This is a genomic window from Cellulomonas sp. Marseille-Q8402 (assembly GCF_965119525.1).
Window position 1 is genome coordinate 31,674 of record NZ_CBCPLX010000002.1, and the last position, 20,907, is coordinate 52,580.

At 75.8% G+C, this 20,907-nt stretch carries 17 protein-coding genes and 1 riboswitch; of the genes, 4 read left to right on the plus strand and 13 right to left on the minus strand.

Going from position 1 to position 20,907, the window contains the following annotated elements:
• Positions 1-11: 11 nt before the first annotated feature.
• Positions 12-1,196: a glycine cleavage system aminomethyltransferase GcvT gene (gene gcvT, locus ACWPWW_RS11235; RefSeq protein ID WP_454050466.1), complete on the minus strand. Its 1,185-nt coding sequence runs from the start codon at positions 1,194-1,196 to the stop codon at positions 12-14.
• Positions 1,193-4,186: an aminomethyl-transferring glycine dehydrogenase gene (gcvP, locus tag ACWPWW_RS11240; RefSeq protein WP_454050467.1), complete on the minus strand. Its 2,994-nt coding sequence runs from the start codon at positions 4,184-4,186 to the stop codon at positions 1,193-1,195. Before gcvP ends, gcvT begins: the two co-directional genes overlap by 4 nt.
• 211 nt (positions 4,187-4,397) lie before the next feature.
• A riboswitch (glycine riboswitch) is annotated at positions 4,398-4,520 on the minus strand.
• A 186-nt stretch (positions 4,521-4,706) separates the two neighbouring features.
• Here gcvP and ACWPWW_RS11245 point away from each other — a divergent pair.
• The gene (locus ACWPWW_RS11245; RefSeq protein ID WP_454050468.1) at positions 4,707-6,767 is read left to right on the plus strand and encodes a DUF4214 domain-containing protein; all 2,061 of its coding nucleotides are present in this window, start codon (positions 4,707-4,709) and stop codon (positions 6,765-6,767) included.
• A 4-nt stretch (positions 6,768-6,771) separates the two neighbouring features.
• On the opposite strand, the gene ACWPWW_RS11250 is transcribed toward ACWPWW_RS11245, so the two are convergent.
• From ACWPWW_RS11250 to ACWPWW_RS11275, 6 genes are all read right to left on the minus strand, one after another.
• Entirely contained in the window at positions 6,772-7,269 is a 498-nt protein-coding gene (locus ACWPWW_RS11250; RefSeq protein WP_454050469.1) for a hypothetical protein, read from the minus strand.
• Positions 7,266-8,363 (minus strand): lactate/malate family dehydrogenase, encoded by a 1,098-nt coding sequence (locus ACWPWW_RS11255; RefSeq protein ID WP_454050470.1) that lies wholly within the window; start codon positions 8,361-8,363, stop codon positions 7,266-7,268. Before ACWPWW_RS11255 ends, ACWPWW_RS11250 begins: the two co-directional genes overlap by 4 nt.
• Before the next feature lie 49 nt (positions 8,364-8,412).
• Positions 8,413-8,826: a TFIIB-type zinc ribbon-containing protein gene (locus ACWPWW_RS11260; RefSeq protein WP_454050471.1), complete on the minus strand. Its 414-nt coding sequence runs from the start codon at positions 8,824-8,826 to the stop codon at positions 8,413-8,415.
• A gap of 91 nt (positions 8,827-8,917) precedes the next feature.
• Positions 8,918-10,102, minus strand: coding sequence for a pyridoxal phosphate-dependent aminotransferase (locus tag ACWPWW_RS11265; RefSeq protein WP_454050472.1), 1,185 nt, complete (start codon positions 10,100-10,102; stop codon positions 8,918-8,920).
• Positions 10,103-10,168: 66 nt separating this feature from the next.
• Positions 10,169-10,681: a low molecular weight protein-tyrosine-phosphatase gene (locus ACWPWW_RS11270; RefSeq protein WP_454051798.1), complete on the minus strand. Its 513-nt coding sequence runs from the start codon at positions 10,679-10,681 to the stop codon at positions 10,169-10,171.
• Between the two features lie 68 nt (positions 10,682-10,749).
• Positions 10,750-12,252, minus strand: coding sequence for a SulP family inorganic anion transporter (locus tag ACWPWW_RS11275; protein WP_454051799.1), 1,503 nt, complete (start codon positions 12,250-12,252; stop codon positions 10,750-10,752).
• A 177-nt stretch (positions 12,253-12,429) separates the two neighbouring features.
• Between ACWPWW_RS11275 and ACWPWW_RS11280 the strand changes: the two genes are divergently transcribed.
• The gene (locus ACWPWW_RS11280; protein WP_454050473.1) at positions 12,430-13,314 is read left to right on the plus strand and encodes an SDR family oxidoreductase; all 885 of its coding nucleotides are present in this window, start codon (positions 12,430-12,432) and stop codon (positions 13,312-13,314) included.
• Positions 13,315-13,422: 108 nt separating this feature from the next.
• Here the strand turns inward: ACWPWW_RS11280 and ACWPWW_RS11285 are convergent, their stop codons facing one another.
• From ACWPWW_RS11285 to ACWPWW_RS11300, 4 genes are all read right to left on the minus strand, one after another.
• Positions 13,423-16,458, minus strand: coding sequence for an esterase-like activity of phytase family protein (locus ACWPWW_RS11285; RefSeq protein WP_454050474.1), 3,036 nt, complete (start codon positions 16,456-16,458; stop codon positions 13,423-13,425).
• Between the two features lie 132 nt (positions 16,459-16,590).
• Positions 16,591-17,361, minus strand: a complete 771-nt coding sequence (gene map / locus ACWPWW_RS11290; protein WP_454050475.1) for a type I methionyl aminopeptidase — start codon at positions 17,359-17,361, stop codon at positions 16,591-16,593.
• Positions 17,362-17,370: 9 nt separating this feature from the next.
• Entirely contained in the window at positions 17,371-17,955 is a 585-nt protein-coding gene (locus tag ACWPWW_RS11295; RefSeq protein ID WP_454050476.1) for a TetR/AcrR family transcriptional regulator, read from the minus strand.
• Positions 17,948-18,793 carry an alpha/beta fold hydrolase gene (locus ACWPWW_RS11300; RefSeq protein ID WP_454050477.1) on the minus strand — a complete coding sequence of 282 codons (846 nt, stop codon included), beginning with the start codon at positions 18,791-18,793 and terminating at the stop codon, positions 17,948-17,950. Before ACWPWW_RS11300 ends, ACWPWW_RS11295 begins: the two co-directional genes overlap by 8 nt.
• Positions 18,794-19,112: 319 nt before the next feature.
• Here ACWPWW_RS11300 and ACWPWW_RS11305 point away from each other — a divergent pair, with 319 nt between their 5' ends.
• The gene (locus ACWPWW_RS11305) at positions 19,113-19,427 is read left to right on the plus strand and encodes a GNAT family N-acetyltransferase (protein WP_454050478.1); all 315 of its coding nucleotides are present in this window, start codon (positions 19,113-19,115) and stop codon (positions 19,425-19,427) included.
• Positions 19,428-19,799: 372 nt separating this feature from the next.
• Positions 19,800-20,438, plus strand: coding sequence for an NADPH-dependent F420 reductase (locus ACWPWW_RS11310; RefSeq protein WP_454050479.1), 639 nt, complete (start codon positions 19,800-19,802; stop codon positions 20,436-20,438).
• Between the two features lie 34 nt (positions 20,439-20,472).
• Here the strand turns inward: ACWPWW_RS11310 and ACWPWW_RS11315 are convergent, their stop codons facing one another.
• A complete protein-coding gene (locus ACWPWW_RS11315) occupies positions 20,473-20,868 on the minus strand; it encodes a winged helix-turn-helix domain-containing protein (protein ID WP_454050480.1) in 396 nt (131 codons plus the stop codon).
• Positions 20,869-20,907 lie beyond the last annotated feature (39 nt).

Sequence of the window (20,907 nt, forward strand, 5' to 3'; positions counted from 1 at the left end):
GGGGTCGGGGTTCAGGCGCGCTGGTAGAACGGCAGCGCGACGACGCGGACCGGCTCGTGGCGGCCGCGCACGTCGACGGCGAGCTCGGTGCCGACGGCGCTGAGCTCGGGGGTCACGTAGGCCATCGCGATCGGGGTGCCGAGCGTCGGGGACGGCGCGCCCGAGGTGACCCGGCCGACCACGACCGCGTCGTCGGCGGTGCCGCTGAGCACCTCGTAGCCGTGCCGGGCGGCGCGGCGGCCGGAGCCGACCAGGCCGACGAGCACGCGCGACGGCGTGGCGTGCGCGCGGGCGGCGAGCGCCTCGCGGCCCACGAACGGCAGCGGCGTGCCGTCGGCGGACACCTTGTCGAGGCGGACCACGCGGCCGAGGCCGGCATCGTGCGGCGCCGTCGTCCGGTCGAGCTCGTTGCCGTAGAGCGGCATGCCCGCCTCGAGGCGCAGGCTGTCGCGCGCGGACAGGCCGGCGGGGACCAGGCCGAGCGGCGCTCCCGCGGCGAGCAGGTCGCGCCACAGCGCCGGTGCGGCCGCGGCGGGCACCAAGAGCTCGAACCCGTCCTCGCCCGTGTAGCCGGTGCGGGCCACCAGGGCCTCCACGCCGCCGACGGTCGCGGCGACGGCGGCGTAGTACCGCACGCCCCGCACGGCCTCGACCTGCGCGGCCTCGGTGAGACCGGTGACGATGTCCGCGGCGCGCGGCCCCTGCACGGCGATCAGCGCGGTCTCCAGCGAGCGGTCCGTCAGCGAGGCCTCGAACGGCGCCAGGCGCTCGGCCAGCGCCTCGGCGACCACGGTCACGTTCGACGCGTTCGCGACCACCAGGTACGACGTCTCGGCCAGCCGGTAGACGATGAGGTCGTCGATGATGCCGCCGTCCTCCTGGACGACCATCGTGTAGCGGGCGCGGCCGACCGCGAGCCCGGAGATGTTCCCGACCAGCGCGGTGTCGAGGCCCGCCCCGGCACCGGGGCCGTCCACGTGCAGCTCGCCCATGTGCGACAGGTCGAACAGGCCCGCCGCGGTGCGGACGGCCTGGTGCTCGGCCAGGTCGCCCGCGTAGCGCAGCGGCATCATCCAGCCGGCGAACGGCGTCATCGTGGCGCCGAGCGCGACGTGCTCGGCGTGCAGCGGCGACAGCACGACGCCGGTGGCCTCGTCCGTCGCCGGGACCTCGGTGGTGGTGATCGGGTCGGTCACAGCGCGGGCTCCTCGGCGTAGGCCTCGACGGGCGGGCAGGCGCAGACGAGGTTGCGGTCCCCGTGCGCGCCGTCGATCCGCCGGACCGGCGGCCAGTACTTTCCGGCGCGCAGGCTCGCGACGGGGTAGGCCGCCAGCTCGCGGCCGTAGGGCTTGTCCCAGTCGTCCGCGACGAGCGCCGACGCCGTGTGCGGGGCGCCGCGCAGGGGCGACTCCGCGACGGGCCACCGGCCGGCGGCCACCGCGTCGATCTCCCCGCGGATCGCGACCAGCGCCTCGACGAACCGGTCGAGCTCGCCCAGGTCCTCGCTCTCGGTCGGCTCGACCATGAGCGTGCCCGCGACCGGGAAGGACAGCGTCGGGGCGTGGAACCCGTAGTCCATCAGCCGCTTCGCGACGTCCTCGGCGGTGACGCCGGTCTCCTTGGTGAGGGTGCGCACGTCGAGGATGCACTCGTGCGCGACGAGCCCGGCGGGGCCGGTGTAGAGCACCGGGAAGTGCGGCGCCAGGCGCGAGGCCAGGTAGTTGGCGGACAGCACCGCGGTCTCGGTGGCGCGGCGCAGGCCGTCGCCGCCCATCAGCGCCACGTAGGCCCACGAGATCGGCAGGATGCCGGCCGAGCCGAACGGCGCGGCGGACACGGCCGGGGCGGAGCCGCCGTCGGTGACCCCGGTGAACACCGCGTCGGTCGCGGGCAGGTAGGGCACCAGGTGTGCCGCGACGCCGATCGGGCCGACACCCGGGCCGCCGCCGCCGTGCGGGATGCAGAACGTCTTGTGCAGGTTGAGGTGCGACACGTCGCCGCCGAACTCGCCCGGCCGGGCCAGCCCGACCAGCGCGTTGAGGTTGGCGCCGTCGATGTAGACCTGGCCACCCGCGGCGTGCACCAGGTCGCAGACCTCGCGCACGTCCTCCTCGTAGACGCCGTGCGTCGAGGGGTAGGTGATCATGATCGCCGCGACCCGCGGGCCGTGCTGGTCGAGCTTCGCGCGCAGGTCGTCCAGCTGCACCGAGCCGTCCTCGGCGGTCGCCACGACGACGACGCGCATGCCGGCCAGCGCGGCCGACGCGGCGTTGGTGCCGTGCGCGGAGGCGGGGATCAGGCAGACGTCGCGGACCGGGACGTCGGTCGCCCCCGCGGCCAGCTGCTCGGCCCGGCGGCCCTCGTGGTACCCGCGGATCGCCAGCAGGCCGGCGAACTCGCCCTGGGAGCCGGCGTTCGGCTGCACGGAGACCGCGGCGTAGCCGGTGATCTCCGCGAGCCACGTCGTGAGGTCGCCGATCAGCTCGGCGTACCCGGCGGCCTGCTCCGCGGGCACGAACGGGTGCAGCCCCGCGAACCCGGGCCAGGAGATGGCCTCCATCTCCACGGTGGCGTTGAGCTTCATCGTGCAGGAGCCGAGCGGGATCATCGTCCGGTCCAGGGCCAGGTCCTTGTCGGACAGGGCGCGCAGGTAGCGCAGCATCGCCGTCTCGGACCGGTGCCGGTGGAACACCGGGTGCGTCAGGTACGCGCTCGTCCGGCGCAGGACGACCGGGATGGCCGGCGTGCCGAGGCCGTCGGCGGCACCGTGCGCGAGCGCCGCGGCGTCCGCGTCGGCGAACGCCGCGAGCACCTCGGCGACGTGGGCCTCGGTGGTCACCTCGTCGCAGGTGACCTGGACGTGGTCGTCGTCGGCCGCCCACACGTTGATCCCGCGGGCCGCCGCGGCGGCCACGACCGCGCGCGCCCGGCCCGGGACCACCGCGCGGACGGTGTCGAAGAACTGCGCGTGCTGGACCGTGACGCCGCCGGCGCGCAGGCCGTCCGCGAGCGCCACGGCCCGCGCGTGCACCCGCTCGGCGATCTCCCGCAGGCCGTCGGGCCCGTGGTAGACCGCGTACATGGAGGCGACGATCGCGAGCAGCGCCTGCGCGGTGCAGATGTTGCTCGTGGCCTTCTCGCGACGGATGTGCTGCTCGCGGGTCTGCAGCGCGAGCCGGTAGGCCCGCGCGCCGTCCGCGTCGATCGAGACGCCGACCAGGCGCCCCGGCAGCGAGCGCTCGAGCCCGGTGCGCACCGCCATGTACGCGGCGTGCGGGCCGCCGTAGAACAGCGGGACGCCGAACCGCTGCGCGGAGCCGACCGCGATGTCCGCGCCCTGCTCGCCCGGCGGCGTCAGCAGCGTGAGGGACAGCAGGTCCGCGGCGACCGTGACCAGCGCGCCCGCGTCCTTGGCGGCGGCGATCAGGGGGCCGAGGTCCCGCACGGCGCCCGACGCGCCCGGCGCCTGCAGCACCAGGCCGACCAGCGGCTCGTCGCCGAGCTCGGGCAGCCCGTCCGTCAGGTCCGCCACCCGCACGGCCAGCCCGGCGGCCTCGGCACGGCCGAGGGTGACGGCCAGGGTCTGCGGCAGGCAGTCGGCGTCCAGCACGACGACGCCCGTCCGGCCCCGGGCGGCGCGGTGCATGAGGGCGACGGCCTCGGCGACGGCGGTGGCCTCGTCCAGCAGCGACGCGTTGGCGACCGGCAGCGCGGTGAGGTCCGCGACGACGGTCTGGAAGTTGAGCAGCGCCTCGAGCCGGCCCTGGGAGATCTCCGGCTGGTACGGCGTGTACGCGGTGTACCAGGCCGGCGACTCCAGCACGTTCCGGCGGATCACCGGCGGCGTCACGGTGTCGTGGTACCCGAGGCCGATCATCTGGGTCAGCACGGTGTTCTTGTCCGCGATGGCGCGGAGCGCAGCCAGCACCTCGGACTCGCCGCGGGCGGCGGGCAGGTCCAGCGGTCGGTCCGTGCGGATGCTGGCCGGCACCGCGGCGTCGACCAGCGCGTCGAGCGAGGACCAGCCGTCGCCGACGTGCGCCAGCATCGTGTCGAGGTCCGTCGTGCGCGGACCGACGTGCCGGTCGGCGAAGCCACGGGCGGCGTCGGTGCGCGCGGGGTCGGGCGCGGGGGTGCCGGCGTCGGTGGTCCGGACGTCGGTCGGAAGGTGCTCGAGGAAGGTCACGCGGCTGCTCCGGGATCGGACGAGCGGGCGGGGGCGGACGTGCGGGGGTGGCGCGTCTCCCCGCTCTGTCATCCGCCGCGCGCGGGCCGGGGCCCGGGCACGCACGACCTGAGAGTTTTGCCGGTCCGCCGTGCCCGCGAGGGGCCGGGGCGCGCCGACTTGCACCGTCGGTGGACCGGCCCTGGGTGGGCCGGTCGCTTTCCAGAGTTGCCTCGCCACGACGGTACGGGGGCCTGAGAGTTTCCCGGGGAGGGTTGCTCCTTCGGCGCCTCGCGTGCGGCCGCCGCGCGGGTGCGGGGGCGGACGTGCGGGAGGGCTCTCCCGCCGCGGTTCGAGCAGCGTGTTGAGTTGTCTGGCTCACAGCCTAACCGCGTGGTGCCGCGAGGTCGTCACCCGGACGGCCGTGCACCGGGTGACCCCCGCGCGGAAGCCTCACCACCCGGGCACCGGTGGTCGATGGGCGTGGGTGAGTCGGCCAACCGCACGGGCGACGCAGCGCCCGCCCAGGAGGACCCCCCGCATGACCACCCCGGCACGCCCCGCCGCGCCCGCCCGCACCCGTCGTCGCGCCGCGGCCGTCGCGCTCGTGACGGCCCTCCTCGGGGCCGCCGCAGGCACCGCGCCCGCCGGTGCCGTCGTCGCCGACCAGCCCGACGTCACGCACGAGGTGGACGGCACCGTCGTCTACGTCGTCGCGGACCCGGAGCCGCAGGGCACGGACGAGCACTTCCACGAGGGCGCCGTCGTCCAGGCGTTCGCCGACGTCGACGGCGCGCTCGTCGACCTGTCCGCGGTGCAGGCGCCCGTCGTCGGCACGGAGCAGCCGCCGGCGGACGGGCTCGCGCAGGGCGCCGACGTCGTGGTCACCATCGCCGCGGACGCGGGGCTCGACCAGGAGCAGGCCGTCACGGCCGCGGCCGCCGAGGCCGACCCCCGGGCCGCCGTCGTCGACGTGGCACCGGCGGGCACCGCCGACCTGCCCGTGGCGGACCTCGTCTCGGGGGTGCACCAGCTCGTGGTCCTGCCCGTCCGGTGGTCGACCGCGGACGCCGTCCCCGCGGCCGCCCTGCAGACCGCCGCCGACGGCACGGCCGGCTACTGGGAGCGGCAGAGCGCCGGCCGCATCGACGTCCAGACGTCCGTCCGGGCGGCGCAGGTGGTCCCTCGCCCCACGACCTGCGACGACAACGCGATCATGGCGTCCGCGCTGGCCGCGAACCCCGGCGTCACCCCCACGGCGTCCGTGCACGTCGCCGTGCACTTCCCCGCCCGCACGGACTGCGGGTTCGCGGGCCGCGCGACCATCGGCGGCGGCAGCATCTGGCTCAACGGCGCCGCCCAGACCTTCGTGCTCGCGCACGAGCTGGGGCACAACTTCGGCCTCGGCCACGCCAACACGCTGACCTGCGTCACGGGCGGCGTCCGCGTGCCGCTCGCGCCGGTCGCCGGCTGCACCTCCCGCGAGTACGGCGACAACGCCGACGTCATGGGTCAGGGCCGGAACGCGACCACCCCCGGCAACATCAGCAGCGGGTTCGCGCAGCACCTCGGCTGGGCGACCGTCGCCGACCTCAGCGGACCCGCGGCCGGCACCTCGACCGTCGACCTCGCACCGCTCGCGAGCACCTCCGCGCTGCGTGGCGTGCGGCTGTCGTCGGTGGCCGGGCCGGTGTTCGCCGACTACCGCCCCGCGACCGGCCCGGACGCCCTGCACGAGCCCGGCTGGGCCGGCGTCCAGGCGCACCTGCTCCTCACGGACAGCCGGTACCGCTACCCGACCAGCTACCTGCTCGACCTGCAGCCCGCGCGCGCGGCGTTCTCCAGCCCGCAGCTGCCCGCCGGCGGGTCGTGGGCCGTGCCCGGCGCCGGTGTGACCCTCACGACCGTGTCGGCCGCCGCGTCCGCCCGGGTCACCGTGGCACCCACCGGGGGCGTCACCACGCCGACCAGCACGCCCACCGGCACCCTCACCCAGCGGTACGTGACCCAGGTGTACCAGGACCTGTTCGGCCGCAAGCCCGACCCCGTCGGCCTGGCGACGTGGACCACCGCGCTCGACTCGGGCACCCCGCGCATCGCGGTCGCGAACGCGATCACCTACTCCGCGGAGTACCGGTCGCGGCTGATCGCCGAGTCGTACCAGACGTTCCTCGGCCGCGGGCCGGACCCCGTCGGCGGCGCGGGCTGGCTCGGCGCGATGCAGAGCGGGATGATCATCCAGCAGATGGAGGCGGGCTTCCTGGCCTCGCCGGAGCACTACGCCGGCTCCGGCAGCACCGACGCCGGCTGGGTGACCCGGCTCTACCAGCAGGTCCTCGGCCGCTCGGCGGGGGCGTCGGAGATCGCCTCGTGGACGTCCACGCTGGCCCGCGGCGCGTCACGGTACGACGTCGCGATGGGCTTCCTGCTCTCGACCGAGCACCTCACCGCGGTGGTCGACGGGCACTACGTGCACCTGCTCGACCGGCACATCGACCCGACCGGCGCGCGCTCCTGGGTGCGGGACATCCAGCAGGGCGCGCGCGTCGAGGCCGTCATCGGCGGGATCATCGCGAGCGCCGAGTACTACAGCCGGCTCTGACCGGTCAGCCCGCGGGCGGGGCGGGGAGCGGCAGCACCACCGTCGCGGCCTGCACCGCTCCGCGGGCACGCGCGTCGGCCACCACCCGCTCCACGTCCGGCAGCGGTCCCTCGACCAGCACGGGCTGACCGGCCCCCGGGTCGCCGGACCAGCGCACCGCGGCCTCCTCCGGCGGCGCGAAGCCGCCCGCCGTCACGGGCAGGTGCACCACGGCGGCGGCCCGGACCTCGGGGTCGTCGACCGCCCGGACCTCGACCGACCGCACCGCGGCGAGCCGCCGCACGGTCCGGACCAGGAGCCGCTGCCGGCGCTCCGAGGCGGTGAACGTCACGACGATCAGCCCGACGCCGTCCGCGGCGTGGCCGGTGCTCAGCGAGTCGAACGACACCCCGCGGGTCGAGAACACCCCGGCCAGGGCGGTGAGCGTGCCGGTCGCGTCGACGCCGTGCACGAAGGCCACCCACCGGCGGTCCGCCGGCGGCGCGGCCGTGGGGGTGGTCATCGGGCCGCCTCCCCGCCGTCGGTGGTCGCCAGGCCCCAGGGCCGCAGCATCGCGTCGACCTTCCCCGCCGTGGCCAGCAGCCGGCGCGCCTCGTCGGGCTCCGGCTCGTCCAGCAGCACGCGGGTCCAGCCCTCCGGGCCGAGCACCACCGGCACCCCCAGCACACCGCGCAGCGGTGTCCCGGCGACGCTCACCTCGCCGTCCAGGGCCACCTGCCCCGCGACGACGATGTCCCGGCCGTCGAGGACCGTGTCCACCAGGTCGACCGTCGCGTTCGCGGTCGCCGCCGCCGTCTTCGCGCCGCTCTGGTGCGTCAGCCACGGCCGGGCGACCCCGCGCAGGTCCGGCGGCCAGGTCTCGACCAGGTCGAACGCCGCCGCCACGTCGTCCGCCATCAGCCCGGCCAGCGTCTGCTTCGCGGCGTCGATCTCGGCGCCGAACCCGTCCAGCGACCGGCCGCCGCGCAGGCCGGCGACCGCGCGACGGCGCTCGTCCGCGTCCAGCCCGCTGATCCGCACCGTCGACCACAGCGGCACCAGGTCGTCCCCGTGCTGCCCCGCCACGAACCCGCCCACGCGGTGCCGGCGCACGCCGAGCGACACCGCCACCTCGCGGCGGAACCGCAGCGTGTCCAGCCAGGCGCCCATGCCGATCACCCGGTGCCGGCCGAGCTCGGCCGCGACCACGGCGACGCCGAGCTCCACGGGGTTGGACACGACCACGACCACCTCGTGGCCCGAGCCGTGCCGCGCGATCGCGCGGGCGTAGGCGGCGAAGACCTCGTAGTTCTCGGCCGCGAGCGCCGCCCGGTCGGTGTTCGCCCCGGCGCGGGCCGGCGCGGTGCGGCCCGCGGTCAGCACGATCACGTCCGCGACCACGTCGTCCGGGTCCAGCGCGACGTCGATCAGCGGCGCGTGCTCGTCGTAGGCGTCGACCAGGTCGGCACGCAGCCCGTAGGAGGCCCGCCCCGACGCCCCGCCCGGCCGTCCGACCAGCTGCAGCCGCGACGTCGTCGGCAGCACCCGCCGCTCGATCAGCTGGGCGCAGACCTGCCGCCCCACGTCACCTGTCGCTCCCAGCACCGCCACGTCCACGGGCCGAGGCTAGGGCACCCGCGTGACGCCCGCGTCGCGAGGGTGCCCGTCAGTCGAAGTCGAGCAGGTCGCCCAGCCAGGACTCCCGCTTCTTCTTCTTGCCGTACGGGTAGCGGGGGTCGCGCGGGTCGGTCCGGCGGTCGTCGTACCGGCGGTCGTCGCGGTACCCGTCGCGGTAGCCACCGCCCTCGCGGTACCCCGGCTCGCGGTAACCCGGCTCCCGGCCGGCGTCCCGGTAGCCGTCGTACCCGGGGACCGGCGTCGCCGGGAACCCGCGCTCGGGGACCGGTGCGGCCGCAGGCGCAGGCACACCGCCACCGCCGGGGACGCCCGCCGCGCGGTCGAGGATCTTGTCCAGCTCACCCCGGTCCAGCCAGATCCCGCGGCACGAGGGGCAGTAGTCGATCTCGACGCCCTGCCGCTCGGCCATGACCAGCTCGGCCCCGTCCGTGGGACACCTCATGTCGCACTCCCTCGCTCCGGCTCGTCCGCGCCGGAGCCGTCCCGGCGCACCTGTCTGCCGAGCCGAACGAACCAGCCGTCGCCGGGGTTCCTCAGAGCGTCGTGCGCCAGGCAGCCACCCGGTCGACCGCCTCCCGCACCACGCCGGGCGCCGAGGCGAACGAGAGCCGCACCCAGTCGTGCCCGTCGACGCCGTCGAAGTCCGTGCCGGGTGTCAGCGCGACCCCGGCCTCGTCGAGCAGCCGCGCGCACCACTCCCGGGAGTCCATCCCGTCGGCCGACACGTCCGCGTACACGTAGAACGCGCCGTCCGCCGGCGCCACGCGAGCCCAGCCGAGCTCGGGCAGCCGGTCCAGCACCGTCCGGCGGGACGCCGCGTACTGGGCGACGTTCGCCTCGGCCGCCGCGTACCCCTCCGGCGTGAACGCCGCGACGCCGGCGTGCTGCGCCAGCGCGGGCGGGCACAGCGCGACGTTCCCGGCCAGCGCGTCCACCGGCGCCGCCAGGTCCTCCGGCAGCAGCAGCCAGCCCAGCCGCCACCCCGTCATCGCCCAGAACTTGGAGAACGAGTTGACGACGACCGCGCCGCTGCCGAGCGCCGTCGCCGCGGTCGGGGCGCCGGCCGGCCCCGGCTCGGCGGCGGCCGCGTCCGCGTAGGTGATGCCGTGGTAGATCTCGTCCGACACCAGGCGCACCCCGTGCTCGGCGCACCAGGCGGCCAGCCCGTCCAGCGCGGCCCGGTCGATCAGGGTCCCCGTCGGGTTGGCCGGCCCCGCCACCACCAGCCCGTCGATCGGCCGGTCCAGCGCCTCCAGCTGCTCGACGGTCGGCTGGTACCGCGTCCCGGGGCCGCACGGCAGCTCGACCACCTCGCAGCCGAGCGACGCGAGGATGTTCTTGTACGCCGGGTAGCCGGGCCGGGCGAGCGCCACGCGGTCGCCGACGTCGAACGCCGCCAGGAACGCGAGCATGAACCCGCCCGACGAGCCGGTCGTCACGGCCACGCGCGCCGGGTCGACCTCGACGTCGTACCAGGCGCGGTAGTGGCCCGCGATCGCCGCCCGCAGCGCCGGGGATCCCAGCGCCTCCGTGTAGCCCAGGTCGCCGCCCGACAGGAGCTGCACCGCCCGCTCCCGCACGACGTCCGACGCACCGGTCGACGGCTCCCCCACGCAGAGGTTGAGCACCGACTGCCCCGCCGCCCGGCGGGCGTTGGCCGCCGCGACGATGTCCATCACGGCGAACGGGGGCACCTGCGAGCGCGCGGAGACCTTCATCCCGCCATCCTGCCCTGCAGCCTGCCGCGTCGCGTGGCGTCGCCTCCGCGGTCACGAGACCGACCGTCAGGCCCGCGCGGCGTCCCGCTCGTCCAGCGCCGACCGCACCGCGTCGACCACGCCGTCCGCGGCGGCCTCGATCTCGTCCAGGCAGAGCTCGAAGTCGTCCGGGCCGCCGTACCAGGGGTCGTCCACGTCCAGCAGGTGCTCGTCCTGCGTCTGCGTGACGCGGGGAGCCGCCGGGTCGAACGTCCGGAACATGACGACCCGGGACGCCGACTCGGGGTCCGCAGCGATCCGGCGCAGCGCCCGCGCGTGCGAGGCCGTCATGGCGAGCACGAGGTCCCGCTCCGCCAGGTCACCCGCGCGCACCTGCCGCGCCGCCCGCGACGGGACGTCGTACCCGCGGGCCGCGAGCGCCGTCCGTGCGCGCCGGTCGATCGGGTTGCCGTGCTCCTCGTCGCTGACTCCGGTGGAGTCGACGACCACCCGGTCGCCGAGCCCGGCGGCCTCGAGCCGCTCGCGCAGCACCACCTCCGCCATCGGGGACCGGCAGATGTTGCCGGTGCACACCGTCATCACGCGGTACCGCTCGCGGTCGTCGGTCACGCCTGGTCCTCTCGTCGTCGCCGCACCCATCGTGGCACTCAGCTCGCTCCGCCCAGCTGCCCCGCGAGCCGCCCGTGCCGGCGCGCGCTGTCCTCGTCGAGCCCGACGATCACCGCCGTCTTCCCCTTCGCCGCGTACTTCGTCGTGATCGCGTCCAGCGCGGCCACCGTCGAGGCGTCCCACACGTGTGCGCCGGACAGGTCGATGACGACGCGCTGCGGGTCGCCCTCGTAGTCGAACTGGTAGACGAGGTCGTTGGACGACGCGAAGAACAGCTCGCCGGACACGGCGTAGACCCGCTCGCCGTCGTCGTCCGAGGCGTCGCGCCGCGTGACGGTCGTCAGGTGCGCCACCCGCCGCGCGAACAGGACCGTGGCCAGCAGCACGCCCGCGACGACGCCGTACGCGAGGTTGTGGGTCGCGACCACCACGGCCACGGTCAGCACCATCACCGCGGTCTCGCTGAGCGGCATGCGGCGCAGCGTCGAGGGCCGGACCGAGTGCCAGTCGAAGGTGCCGACGCAGACCATGACCATGACGGCGACGAGCGCGGCCATCGGGACGGCCCCGACCACGTCGCCGAGGCCGACGACCAGCACCAGCAGGAACGCTCCGGCGAGGAAGGTGGAGATGCGGGTCCGCGCACCGGAGACCTTCACGTTGATCATCGTCTGGCCGATCATCGCGCAGCCGCCCATGCCGCCGAAGAACCCGGAGATCATGTTGGCCGCGCCCTGGCCCCAGGCCTCCCGGGTCTTGTCCGAGTGGGTGTCGGTGACGTCGTCGACGAGCTTGGCGGTCATCAGGGACTCGAGCAGCCCGACCAGCGCCATGCCGGCCGCGTACGGCGCGATGATCCGCAGCGTCTCGAGGTCCAGCGGCACGTCCGGCCAGACCAGCGAGGGCAGGCTGTCGGGGAGCGCGCCCTGGTCGCGCACCCGGGGCACCGCGAGCCCGGCGACGACGGTGACGACGGTGAGCAGGGCGATCGCGACGAGGGGCGCGGGCACGACGGTCGTCAGACGCGGCAGCAGCACGATGATCGCGATCCCCACCGCCACCAGCGGGTAGACGACCCACGGCACGTCGACCAGGTGCGGCAGCTGCGCCAGGAAGACCAGGATCGCGAGCGCGTTGACGAACCCGACCATCACCGACCGCGGGATGAACCGCATGAGCCGCGCCACGCCGAGGACGCCGAGCAGCACCTGGACGACACCGCCCAGGATCACGGTGGCGAACAGGTAGTCGATGCCGTGGTCCCGCACCACGGGGGCGACGACGAGGGCGACGGCACCGGTCGCGGCGGAGATCATCGCCGGCCGGCCGCCGAGGAACGCCAGCGACACCGCCATCACGAACGCCGAGAACAGCCCGACCCGCGGGTCGATGCCCGCGAGGATCGAGAACGAGATCGCCTCGGGGATCAGCGCGAGCGCGACGACGAGCCCGGCCAGCACCTCGGTGCGGAGCCGGGCCGGGGAGCGCAGCGCGCCGAGCACCGAGTTCACGGCGTCGGCCTCGGGCACGACCGGGTGCAGGGGGCGGGCGGGGACGCGGGCACGCGGGGTCCTCCAGGTCGACGTCGGGCGGCGCGCGCACTCTACTCTCACGTCGCGTCAGGGTTGGGTGTCGCCCGCCCGGTCGCGGGCGACTAGCGTCGCTGCCAGCCCGGCGCCCGTGGTCGCGCGCGCCGGCCCACGCTGCGGAGGAGACGCATGGACGACGACCTGATCGTGGTGACCGGCGCCTCCGGACGGGTGGGGCGCCGGCTGGCGACCCGCCTCGCGGCCGAGGGCGCGCACCAGCGCCTCGTCGTCCGGTCCCCGGACCGGGCGCCCGCGCTGCCGGGCACGGAGACGGAGGTCGCGATCAGCCCCGGCTATCGCGACGTCGACTCGATGCGGGCGGCCTTCGCCGGCGCGCGCACGGTGTTCCTCGTGTCCGGCCGGGAGGCGGCGGACCGCGTGACCGAGCACCGCGCCGCCGTCGACGCCGCCGTGGACGCCGGTGTCGAGCGCGTGGTCTACCTGTCCTTCATGGGGGCGGCGCCGGACGCGACCTTCACGTTCGCGCGCGACCACTGGGTCACCGAGGAGCACATCCGCGCCTCGGGCCTGCGGTTCACGTTCCTGCGGGACTGCCTGTACCACGACGCGATCATGCGGTTCGTCGGCGAGGACGGCGTCATCCGCGGTCCCGCGGGGGACGGGCTGGTCGCCGCGGTCGCGCACGACGACGTCGCCGACGTCGCGACGGCGGTGCTGCTCGACGTCCGCGCCCACGCGCACGACGGCCAGGCCTACGACGTGACCGGCCCGACGGCGTACTCGCTGGCCGAGGCGGCGCAGGTCCTGTCCAGCGCCACGGGCCGGACGATCACGTACGTGCCGGAGACCGTCGAGGAGGCCTACGCGTCCCGCGCGGTGTACGCCGCCGAGCCGTTCGAGGTCGACGGCTGGGTGTCGTCGTACACGGCGATCGCCGCGGGCGAGCTGGGGACGACCTCGCCGACGGTGCGCCGGCTCTCCGGGCGCCCCGCGCAGTCGTTCGGCGAGTGGCTGACGGTCAACCCCGACGAGTGGGCGCACCTGCGCGCCTGAGCCCGCCGGACGACGACCGGGGCCGGTCGGGCGCTTACCCCGACCGACCCCGCCGCGTGGGCGGGGACGACGCACGACCTCCCCCGAGCGTGCGCCGTCCCCGCCGGTCTACGCGTCCGCGCGGTCCCCCGCGACGGACGTCCCGGCCGCGTCCTGACCGGCCGGCACCGGGAGCGCGGCGAGCGCGTCCCCGGGCAGGTCCCCACCGGCGAGCCGGCGCCGCGCGAGCAGCACCCCGCCCGCACCGGCGACGACGAGCAGGCTCGCCAGCCCGGCGAGCGCCGGGCCGCCGGAGGCACCGGTGACCGCGAGCGCCCGGTCGCCGGCCGCACCGCCGACGGCGCCGATGACGACGGTCCGCCACACCACCCGGCCGCTGACCTGCCCGACCAGGGCGAGGCGGTGCGTGCCCGCGTCCAGCGTCGACGGCAGCGTCACCGAGCCGGTGACGGAGCCGTCGACGGCCGCGCGGAGGTAGCCGAGGTCGGCCGGCGTCGAGAACAGCGTGACGAGCACCCACTCGCCGGGCGCGAACCCGTCGGCGGACACGGTGACCGTGCTGCCGGGCACCAGGCGGCCCGTGACCGTCACCTGGCCGCGGTTCGCCTCGACGAGGTCACCGGCGGTCACGGTGCGCAGCGGGGTCGTCGGCGGCGTCGCGCCGGCCCCGGGCACCTCGGTCCCGGGCTGGCCGGGCTCGCCGGGCTCGCCGGGCGTGCCGGGCGTGCCGGGCGTGCCCGGCTCCTCGGGCTCCGGGGTCGTGCTGGTCGTGAACAGGTCCGCGGCGGCGCCGAGCCCGAGCAGCACCGTCTCGCCGGTGGCGTCGTCGGCCCCGTCGTTGTCCGTGACGACGTACACCTGGCCGTCGCCGCCCACGGTCAGGCCCTCGAGCTTCTCCTGCGTCCACCCGTTCGTGGCCTGCAGCGCGGGGAGCACGTCGGCGGCGAGCGTCTTGGTCAGGGGCACCACCTCGGCCTGGCCCGGCGTGGACGCCGGCAGGTCCACCTGGTAGACGGCCTTGACCGCGGCGTCCGGCCCGTTGAGCTTGTCGCGCTCGATCACCGCGAACGAGTCGGCGTCGACGGCCGTGATCTCGGACAGGCCCATCCAGTCACCCGCGGCGGAGGTCGCGGTGAGCGGGTACGAGAACCAGGTCCAGGTGCCGCCGGTGACGTCGTACCGCCCGATCCGCGCCGCGCCGCCGAGGCCCCCCGGGTCCGTGGTGAGGCCGCGCTGCAGGGCGACCACGACGTGCTCGCCGGACGCGTCGGTGGTGGTGGTGACGCCCTCGACGCCCCACTTGGTCAGCCCGGCGGTGACATCGGCGGGCAGGGCCACGGTCTCCTGCACGGCGCCCGCGGCGTCGACGCGGACCAGCCGGTTCTCCGCGCCGGTCGCGCCCTCGACCCCGAGCCAGAACCCGCCGTCGGTGCGGGACGCGATGCCCTCGGCGTCCAGCGCGACCGGGGCGCCGGCCTCGGTCACGGCGATCTCGCCGTCGATCACGGCGGGCGACGTGGACACGTCGAGGGACAGCAGGCGGGTCTCGGCGAACGCGGCGTCGGTGACGGACCACAGGTGGGTCGGGTCGTCGACGTCCGGGGCCAGCGCCCCGAGCGCGCCCCAGCCGATGGGGTCGCCGGCAGCGTCGTCCGCGGACACGACGCTCGGGAACTGCGGCGTCCCGGCGTCGCCGGCCCACCGGTCCCCGCGGCCGAAGACCGTCACCGCGGACCGGACGCGCGCCTCGGAGTCGTCGGTCTCCGAGGACACGACCAGCAGGTCGCGGCCCGGGACCGGCAGCAGACCCTCGGGCCCGTTCGTCGTGGCGAGCACCTGGACGAAGGCCGGGGCGGCGGGGACCGACACGTCGTAGACGGCCACGAAGTTGGAACGCTCGGACCCGACGAACGCGTACGGGGTCCCGCCCAGCGTCGCGACGGCCAGGCCCTCCATCTCCACGCCCTTGTTGTCGGCGCGGCTCTCGCTGTGCAGGCCGGTGCGGACGGCGAGCCGCTCGAGCTCGTCACCCGCGTCCCAGACGACGTCGCCGGTGGTGGTGTCGAAGACCGACCAGCCGCGGGTGCCGCCCTTCCAGTCGCCCTCGTTGGCCGTGGCGACGTGCGTGTCGTCCAGCCAGCCGATCGCGTCGGGCTCGCGCGGGGTCGCCGGGACGGAGCCGGTCTGGTCGATGCGGCCGTCGTCCTCGACGTCGATGCCGGTGACCGCGACCGAGCCGGTGCTGAACGCGCGGGTCACCGCGGCGTCGTCGACGCCCTGCGTCAGGTCGATCAGCACGACGCCGTTGTTCTCCTGCAGCGTCACCGCGAGGGTGCTGCCGGACGGGTTCACCGCGACGTACTCGGGCTCCGGGTCCTCCGGCGTGTCCAGCCCGGCGTCCGCGAGCAGCGCCAGGGCCGACCCGTCGCCGTCCACCAGGTCGACGGGGCGCGCGGTCCAGGCCGTGACGTCCGCGGGCGTCAGGTCGACCAGCTGCACGAAGCCGGCGGGCAGCTGCGGGAGGTCGCCCTCGTCACCACCGGCCGGTGCCGCCTCCTCGTCGCGCTGGTTCTCCATCGCGATCGCGGCCATCGACGTGTCGGGGGTGAGCACGATCGAGTCCGGCTGCCCGCCGAGGTCGATCGTGTGCAGCACCGCGTGCGTCGTCAGGTCGGCGACGACCAGCACCCCGGTCGGGTTCACGAAGTCCGCGGAGGTGTCCACCACGACGAGCACCCGGTCGCCGACGATCGCGACCGACGTGGGCGACGCGTCCTCCGCGAGACCGAGGTCGGCCGCGAGGTCCAGCGTCCCCGTGCCGACCGGTGCCGTCGGGTCCGAGATGTCGACGAACCCGATCCGGCGCCCGGCGGCGTCGGTGTGCACGAACGTGTTCCCGTCCTCGGAGATCGCCGAGATCTCCGCGACCGTCTCGTCCGCGGGGTCCACGCCCTCGGGCACGTTGAGGTACACCGGGTAGGTCGAGAGCCGGTGGAACGTGTCCTCCGCGGCCGGCGACGTCCAGCCGCCGGGCGCACCCGGCGCGGCGACGGCGGCGGTGGTCGCGAGGCCCGCGAGCCCGGCCACGAGCGCGGTGCACGTGGTCAGGGCGAGGCCGCGGCGGACAGGCACGGGCAGCGTCAAGGCCGGCTCCTTCGTCGAGGTGATCGCACGAAGGCTGGTCGGCGCCGCTGGCCGTGGCGCGTCCACCGGGTGAACGCCCGACGTCGGACCGGCGAAGATCCGCCGTGCGGGGGACCGGGGTCCCGCCGCAGGTCAGCCCTTGCGGGCGGTGAGCACCAGCGGGCCGTCGGGGGTGATCGCGACGGTGTGCTCGGCGTGCGCCGCGCGCGAGCCGTCCGCGGTCCGGATCGTCCAGCCGTCGCCGTCGATGCCGTAGCCGTCGCCGCCGGCCATGAACCACGGCTCGATCGCGATGACGAGGCCCGCCTGCAGCTTCAGGCCGGTGCCGCGGCGGCCCAGGTTCGGCACGTGCGGCTCCTCGTGCATGGTGCGTCCGACGCCGTGCCCGCCGAAGTCGGCGTTGATGCCGAGACCGGCCGCGCGCCCGACCTCGCCGATCGCCGCGGAGATGTCGCCCATCCGGTTGCCCGGCCGGGCCTGCGCGATGCCCGCGGCCAGCGCCTCCTCGGTGACCCGGATCAGCCGCTGCGACTCGGCGTCGGGCGTGCCGAGCTGGAACGTGAGCGCCGAGTCCGCGACCCAGCCGTTCACCTGAGCGGCGAAGTCGATGCTCAGCACGTCGCCGTCCGCGAGCACCTGGTCCGACGGCAGCCCGTGCAGCGCCGCGTCGTTCACGCTCGTGCACAGCACGCCCGGGTACGGCATGGCGCCGAACGACGGGTGGTAGCCGAGGTAGACCGAGTGGGCGCCGGCGTCGTCGATCATCCGGTGCGCGTGCGCGTCGAGGTCCTTCAGGGTCATGCCGACCTGTGCGACGTCCTGCAGGCTGCTCAGCACGCGGGCGACGAACGCACCCGCGGCCCGCATCGCCTCGATCTCCCGGGGTGTCTTCAGCTCGACCACGCGCCCACCCTATTCCGCGAGCGCCTGCACCCCGGCGACGAGCATCTCCACCAGCACCGCGAAGCTGGCGTCGAGGTCCTGCGGCAGCCGGTACCCGCCGCCCAGCTCGAGCGCCACGTACCCGTGCACCCCGGCCCGCACCGCGCGCACGGCGTCGACGGTCCGGTCCTCGGGCAGGGCGAACCCGCGCAGGACCGCGACCAGCAGGGCGACCACGTCGGCGGACGCGGCGGCGAGCGCGGCGTCGTCCGGGTCGTCGGGGTCGGGCGCGACCTGGACGGCCGCGTACCGGCCCGGCCGGGCGTGCGCGTAGTCCCGCATCGCGTGCGCGACCGCCCGCAGCGCGTCGGGGCCGGACCGGCCGAGCGTCCGGTCGACCAGCTCGGCGCGCAGGTCGCGAGCGGCGGTCACCGCGACCTCCCGGCGCAGCGCCGCGAGCGAGCCGACGTGCTTGTACAGGCTGGGGGTCGCCACCCCGGCCTCGGCCGCGACCTTCGCGAGCGTGAGGTCGGCGAACCCGGTGGTGCCACCGGCGTCGACCAGGTCGAGCGCGATCCGGGTGACCGCCTCCCGGGACAGCCCGGCCCTAGGCACGGGCGGCCGGCGCCACGTCGGCGAGCAGGGCGAGGACGGCGTCCGCGACCACCCCGGGGGTCTGGTGCTGCGGGTAGTGGCCGGCGTCCGGCACCAGCAGCGTCCGGGCGTCGAGGACGCCGGCGATCCAGGCGAGCTCGGCGGCGGGGTCGCTCCAGTCGGGGTCGAGGGCACCGACGACGGCGAGCGCCGGTGCCTGGATGCGCGGGACCCGCGGCTCGACGACGGCGTGGTCCAGGGCGAGGGAGAAGTCCCGGAACGCCCGCAGGTACCCCGGGCGGCGCAGGCTCGCGCGGATCGCCGCGACGTGCTCGGGCAGGCGGGGCGACCGGCTGCCCTTGTTGAGCGTCCCGTAGTACGCCGCCCAGGCGCCGGCACCCCAGGGTGCCGCCAGCATCGCCCGGAGGACGGGACGGAGCAGCGCCTCCTTGAACGCGCTGCCGCTGGTGCGGAGGAACGGGCTGAGCAGCACCAGCGCGCGCACGAGCTCCGGCCGGTCCGCGGCGACGACCGCGGCGGCGGAGGCGCCCATCGAGTTCCCGACCAGCACGGCGGGCCCGGCGTCGAGGTGCTCGACGAGCGCGGCGACGTCGGCGGCGGTCGCCTCGTCGCCGTAGGAGGCGAACGTGGCGTCGGAGTCGCCGTGGCCGCGCAGGTCGGTGGTGACCACCCGGTACCCGGCGGCGAGGAGCGCGGCGCGCAGCTCGTCGTAGGTCGACCGGAGGTCGCCCATCCCGGGGACCGCGACGACGAGGGGGCCGTCCCCGGCGTCGTCGTAGGCGAGCGCGCCCTCGGGACGCTGCAGGAGGAGCGTGCGCCGTGCCGCTGAGGTATCCATAGCCGCAAAGCTAATGCCATTAGCCTTGCAGCGCAAGAGGGTGGGTCTGCGATCCTCGGACCGTGCAGCACGACCTCGCCCTCGAGGGCCACGGCGCCCGCCTCGTCCCGCTCGACACCGAGCACGCCCCGGCGCTCGCCGCGTTCGTCGACGCCGGCATCTGGTTCGGCATGTCGACGCCGCTGCCCGACGGCCTCGACGGCTGGCGGCAGGAGATCGCCGCCGCACGGGCGACCCCGGGCCGGTTCGCCTTCGCCGCCCTCGACGCGACGACCGGCGAGGTGCGCGCAGCACGTCGTTCTACGACTGGGACCCGCGGGTGCCGCGCGTCGAGATCGGGCACACGTACTTCGCGCCGCGCTGGTGGGGCACGGACAACAACCCGGCGTGCAAGCTGCTGATGCTGACGCACGCGTTCGACACCTGGGGCTGCGCGCGGGTGGCGCTGCGGGCGGACGCCCGGAACACCCGGTCGGTCGGCGCGATCACCCGCCTCGGCGCGGTGCCGGAGGGCGTGCTGCGCGGGCACCGCCGGGCGCCGGACGGGAGCCTCGGCGACACGGCGTACTTCTCGGTGGTCGCCGAGGAGTGGCCGGCCGTCCGCGACGGGCTGCGAGCCCGGCTCGGGGGCTGACGCGCCGGTCGGGGTCGGGGTCGGTCGAGGGCAGGGAACAGCCCGTGGGCCGGGCCTCCGGGTGGAGGCCCTGCCGCGAAGGACGAGGTCGCGGCTCCCACGGGCTGCGGTGACTGCTGGGGATTCGCTCGTCGCCGTGCCGGCGGGTGCCGGCGTGGCGGGCGAACGGATCAGCAATCCGTCCGAGCTGCTCGGGCGACTAGCGAGCAGTCACCTCACGCGTCCTGGAAGACTTCATGTCCTGGACCACCTCCTTCCCGTGTGGATCGACCGTACGTCCGGCCCCCCGCGACGGCCAACGGGTTTTCCGCTGGGCGGACACCGGCACCGGTGACCTGGAACAACGGGGGCCCGTGGCGAGTTGGCCCGGGCATGACCACGATCGGATTCATCGGCTCCGGCCACATCGGCGGCACGCTCGCCCAGCTCGCCGTCCAGCACGGCCAGGCAGCCGTCGTCAGCAACTCCCGCGGCCCGCACACGCTCGTGGACCTCGTCGCGCAGCTCGGGGACAACGCCCGCGCCGGCACGGCCGAGGAGGCCGCCACCGACGGGGACGTCGTCGTCGTCACCGTCCCGTTCAACGCGTACCAGGACGTGCCGGCCGCGCCGCTCGCCGGCAAGGTCGTCATCGACACCAACAACTACTACTGGGAGCGCGACGGCCACGTCGCCGCCCTCGACGACGGCAGCACCACCGTCTCGGAGATGCTCGCGGAGCACCTGGACGGCGCCCGCGTCGTCAAGGCGTTCAACCACATCACGTCCGCCGACCTCGGCTCGCGCGGGACCCCCGCCGGGACGCCCGGCCGCCGGGCGCTCGCCATCGCCGGGGACGACGCGGAGGCGAAGGCCGTCGTCACCGAGCTGATCGACCGCTGGGGCTTCGACGTCGTCGACGCCGGCCCGCTCGCGGAGGGCTGGCGGTTCCAGCGCGACATGCCCGCCTACGGGGCGGAGCTCGATGCCGACGGGCTGCGCGCTGCGCTCGCCCGGGCCTCCCGGGACTGACCACCGCCGACGGCGGCGCGGCGGGCCCTCGTGCTCAGCCCGCGCCGCCGTGGCGCTGCTCCGGCACCTTCACCTCGGGGGTGAGCCGGTAGCCCAGGCCGCGGACCGTGCTGATCGAGTCCCGGTCGCCGACCTCCTCGGCGAGCTTCCGGCGCAGGTTGGCCATGTGCACCTCGATGCTGCGCCGGTCCGCGTCCGTCGGGCTCGGCACCGCGTGCGGGCCGTGCACGGCCACGGCGACCGCGAGCTCGTCCTTGGACACCGGCTGCCCCGCCCGCTCGGCGAGGGCCACGAGGATCTCGAACTCGCTGCGGGTCAGCGGGACGGGCCGGTCGGCCACGCGCACGCAGCGGGCGGGCACCTCCACCACGAGGTCGCCACGCACCAGTACCCGGCCGTCGTCAGGGCCGGGGATGTCCCCGATCGCCATCGGGCCACGGTACGTCCCGCACCTCCCGGCGGCACCCGG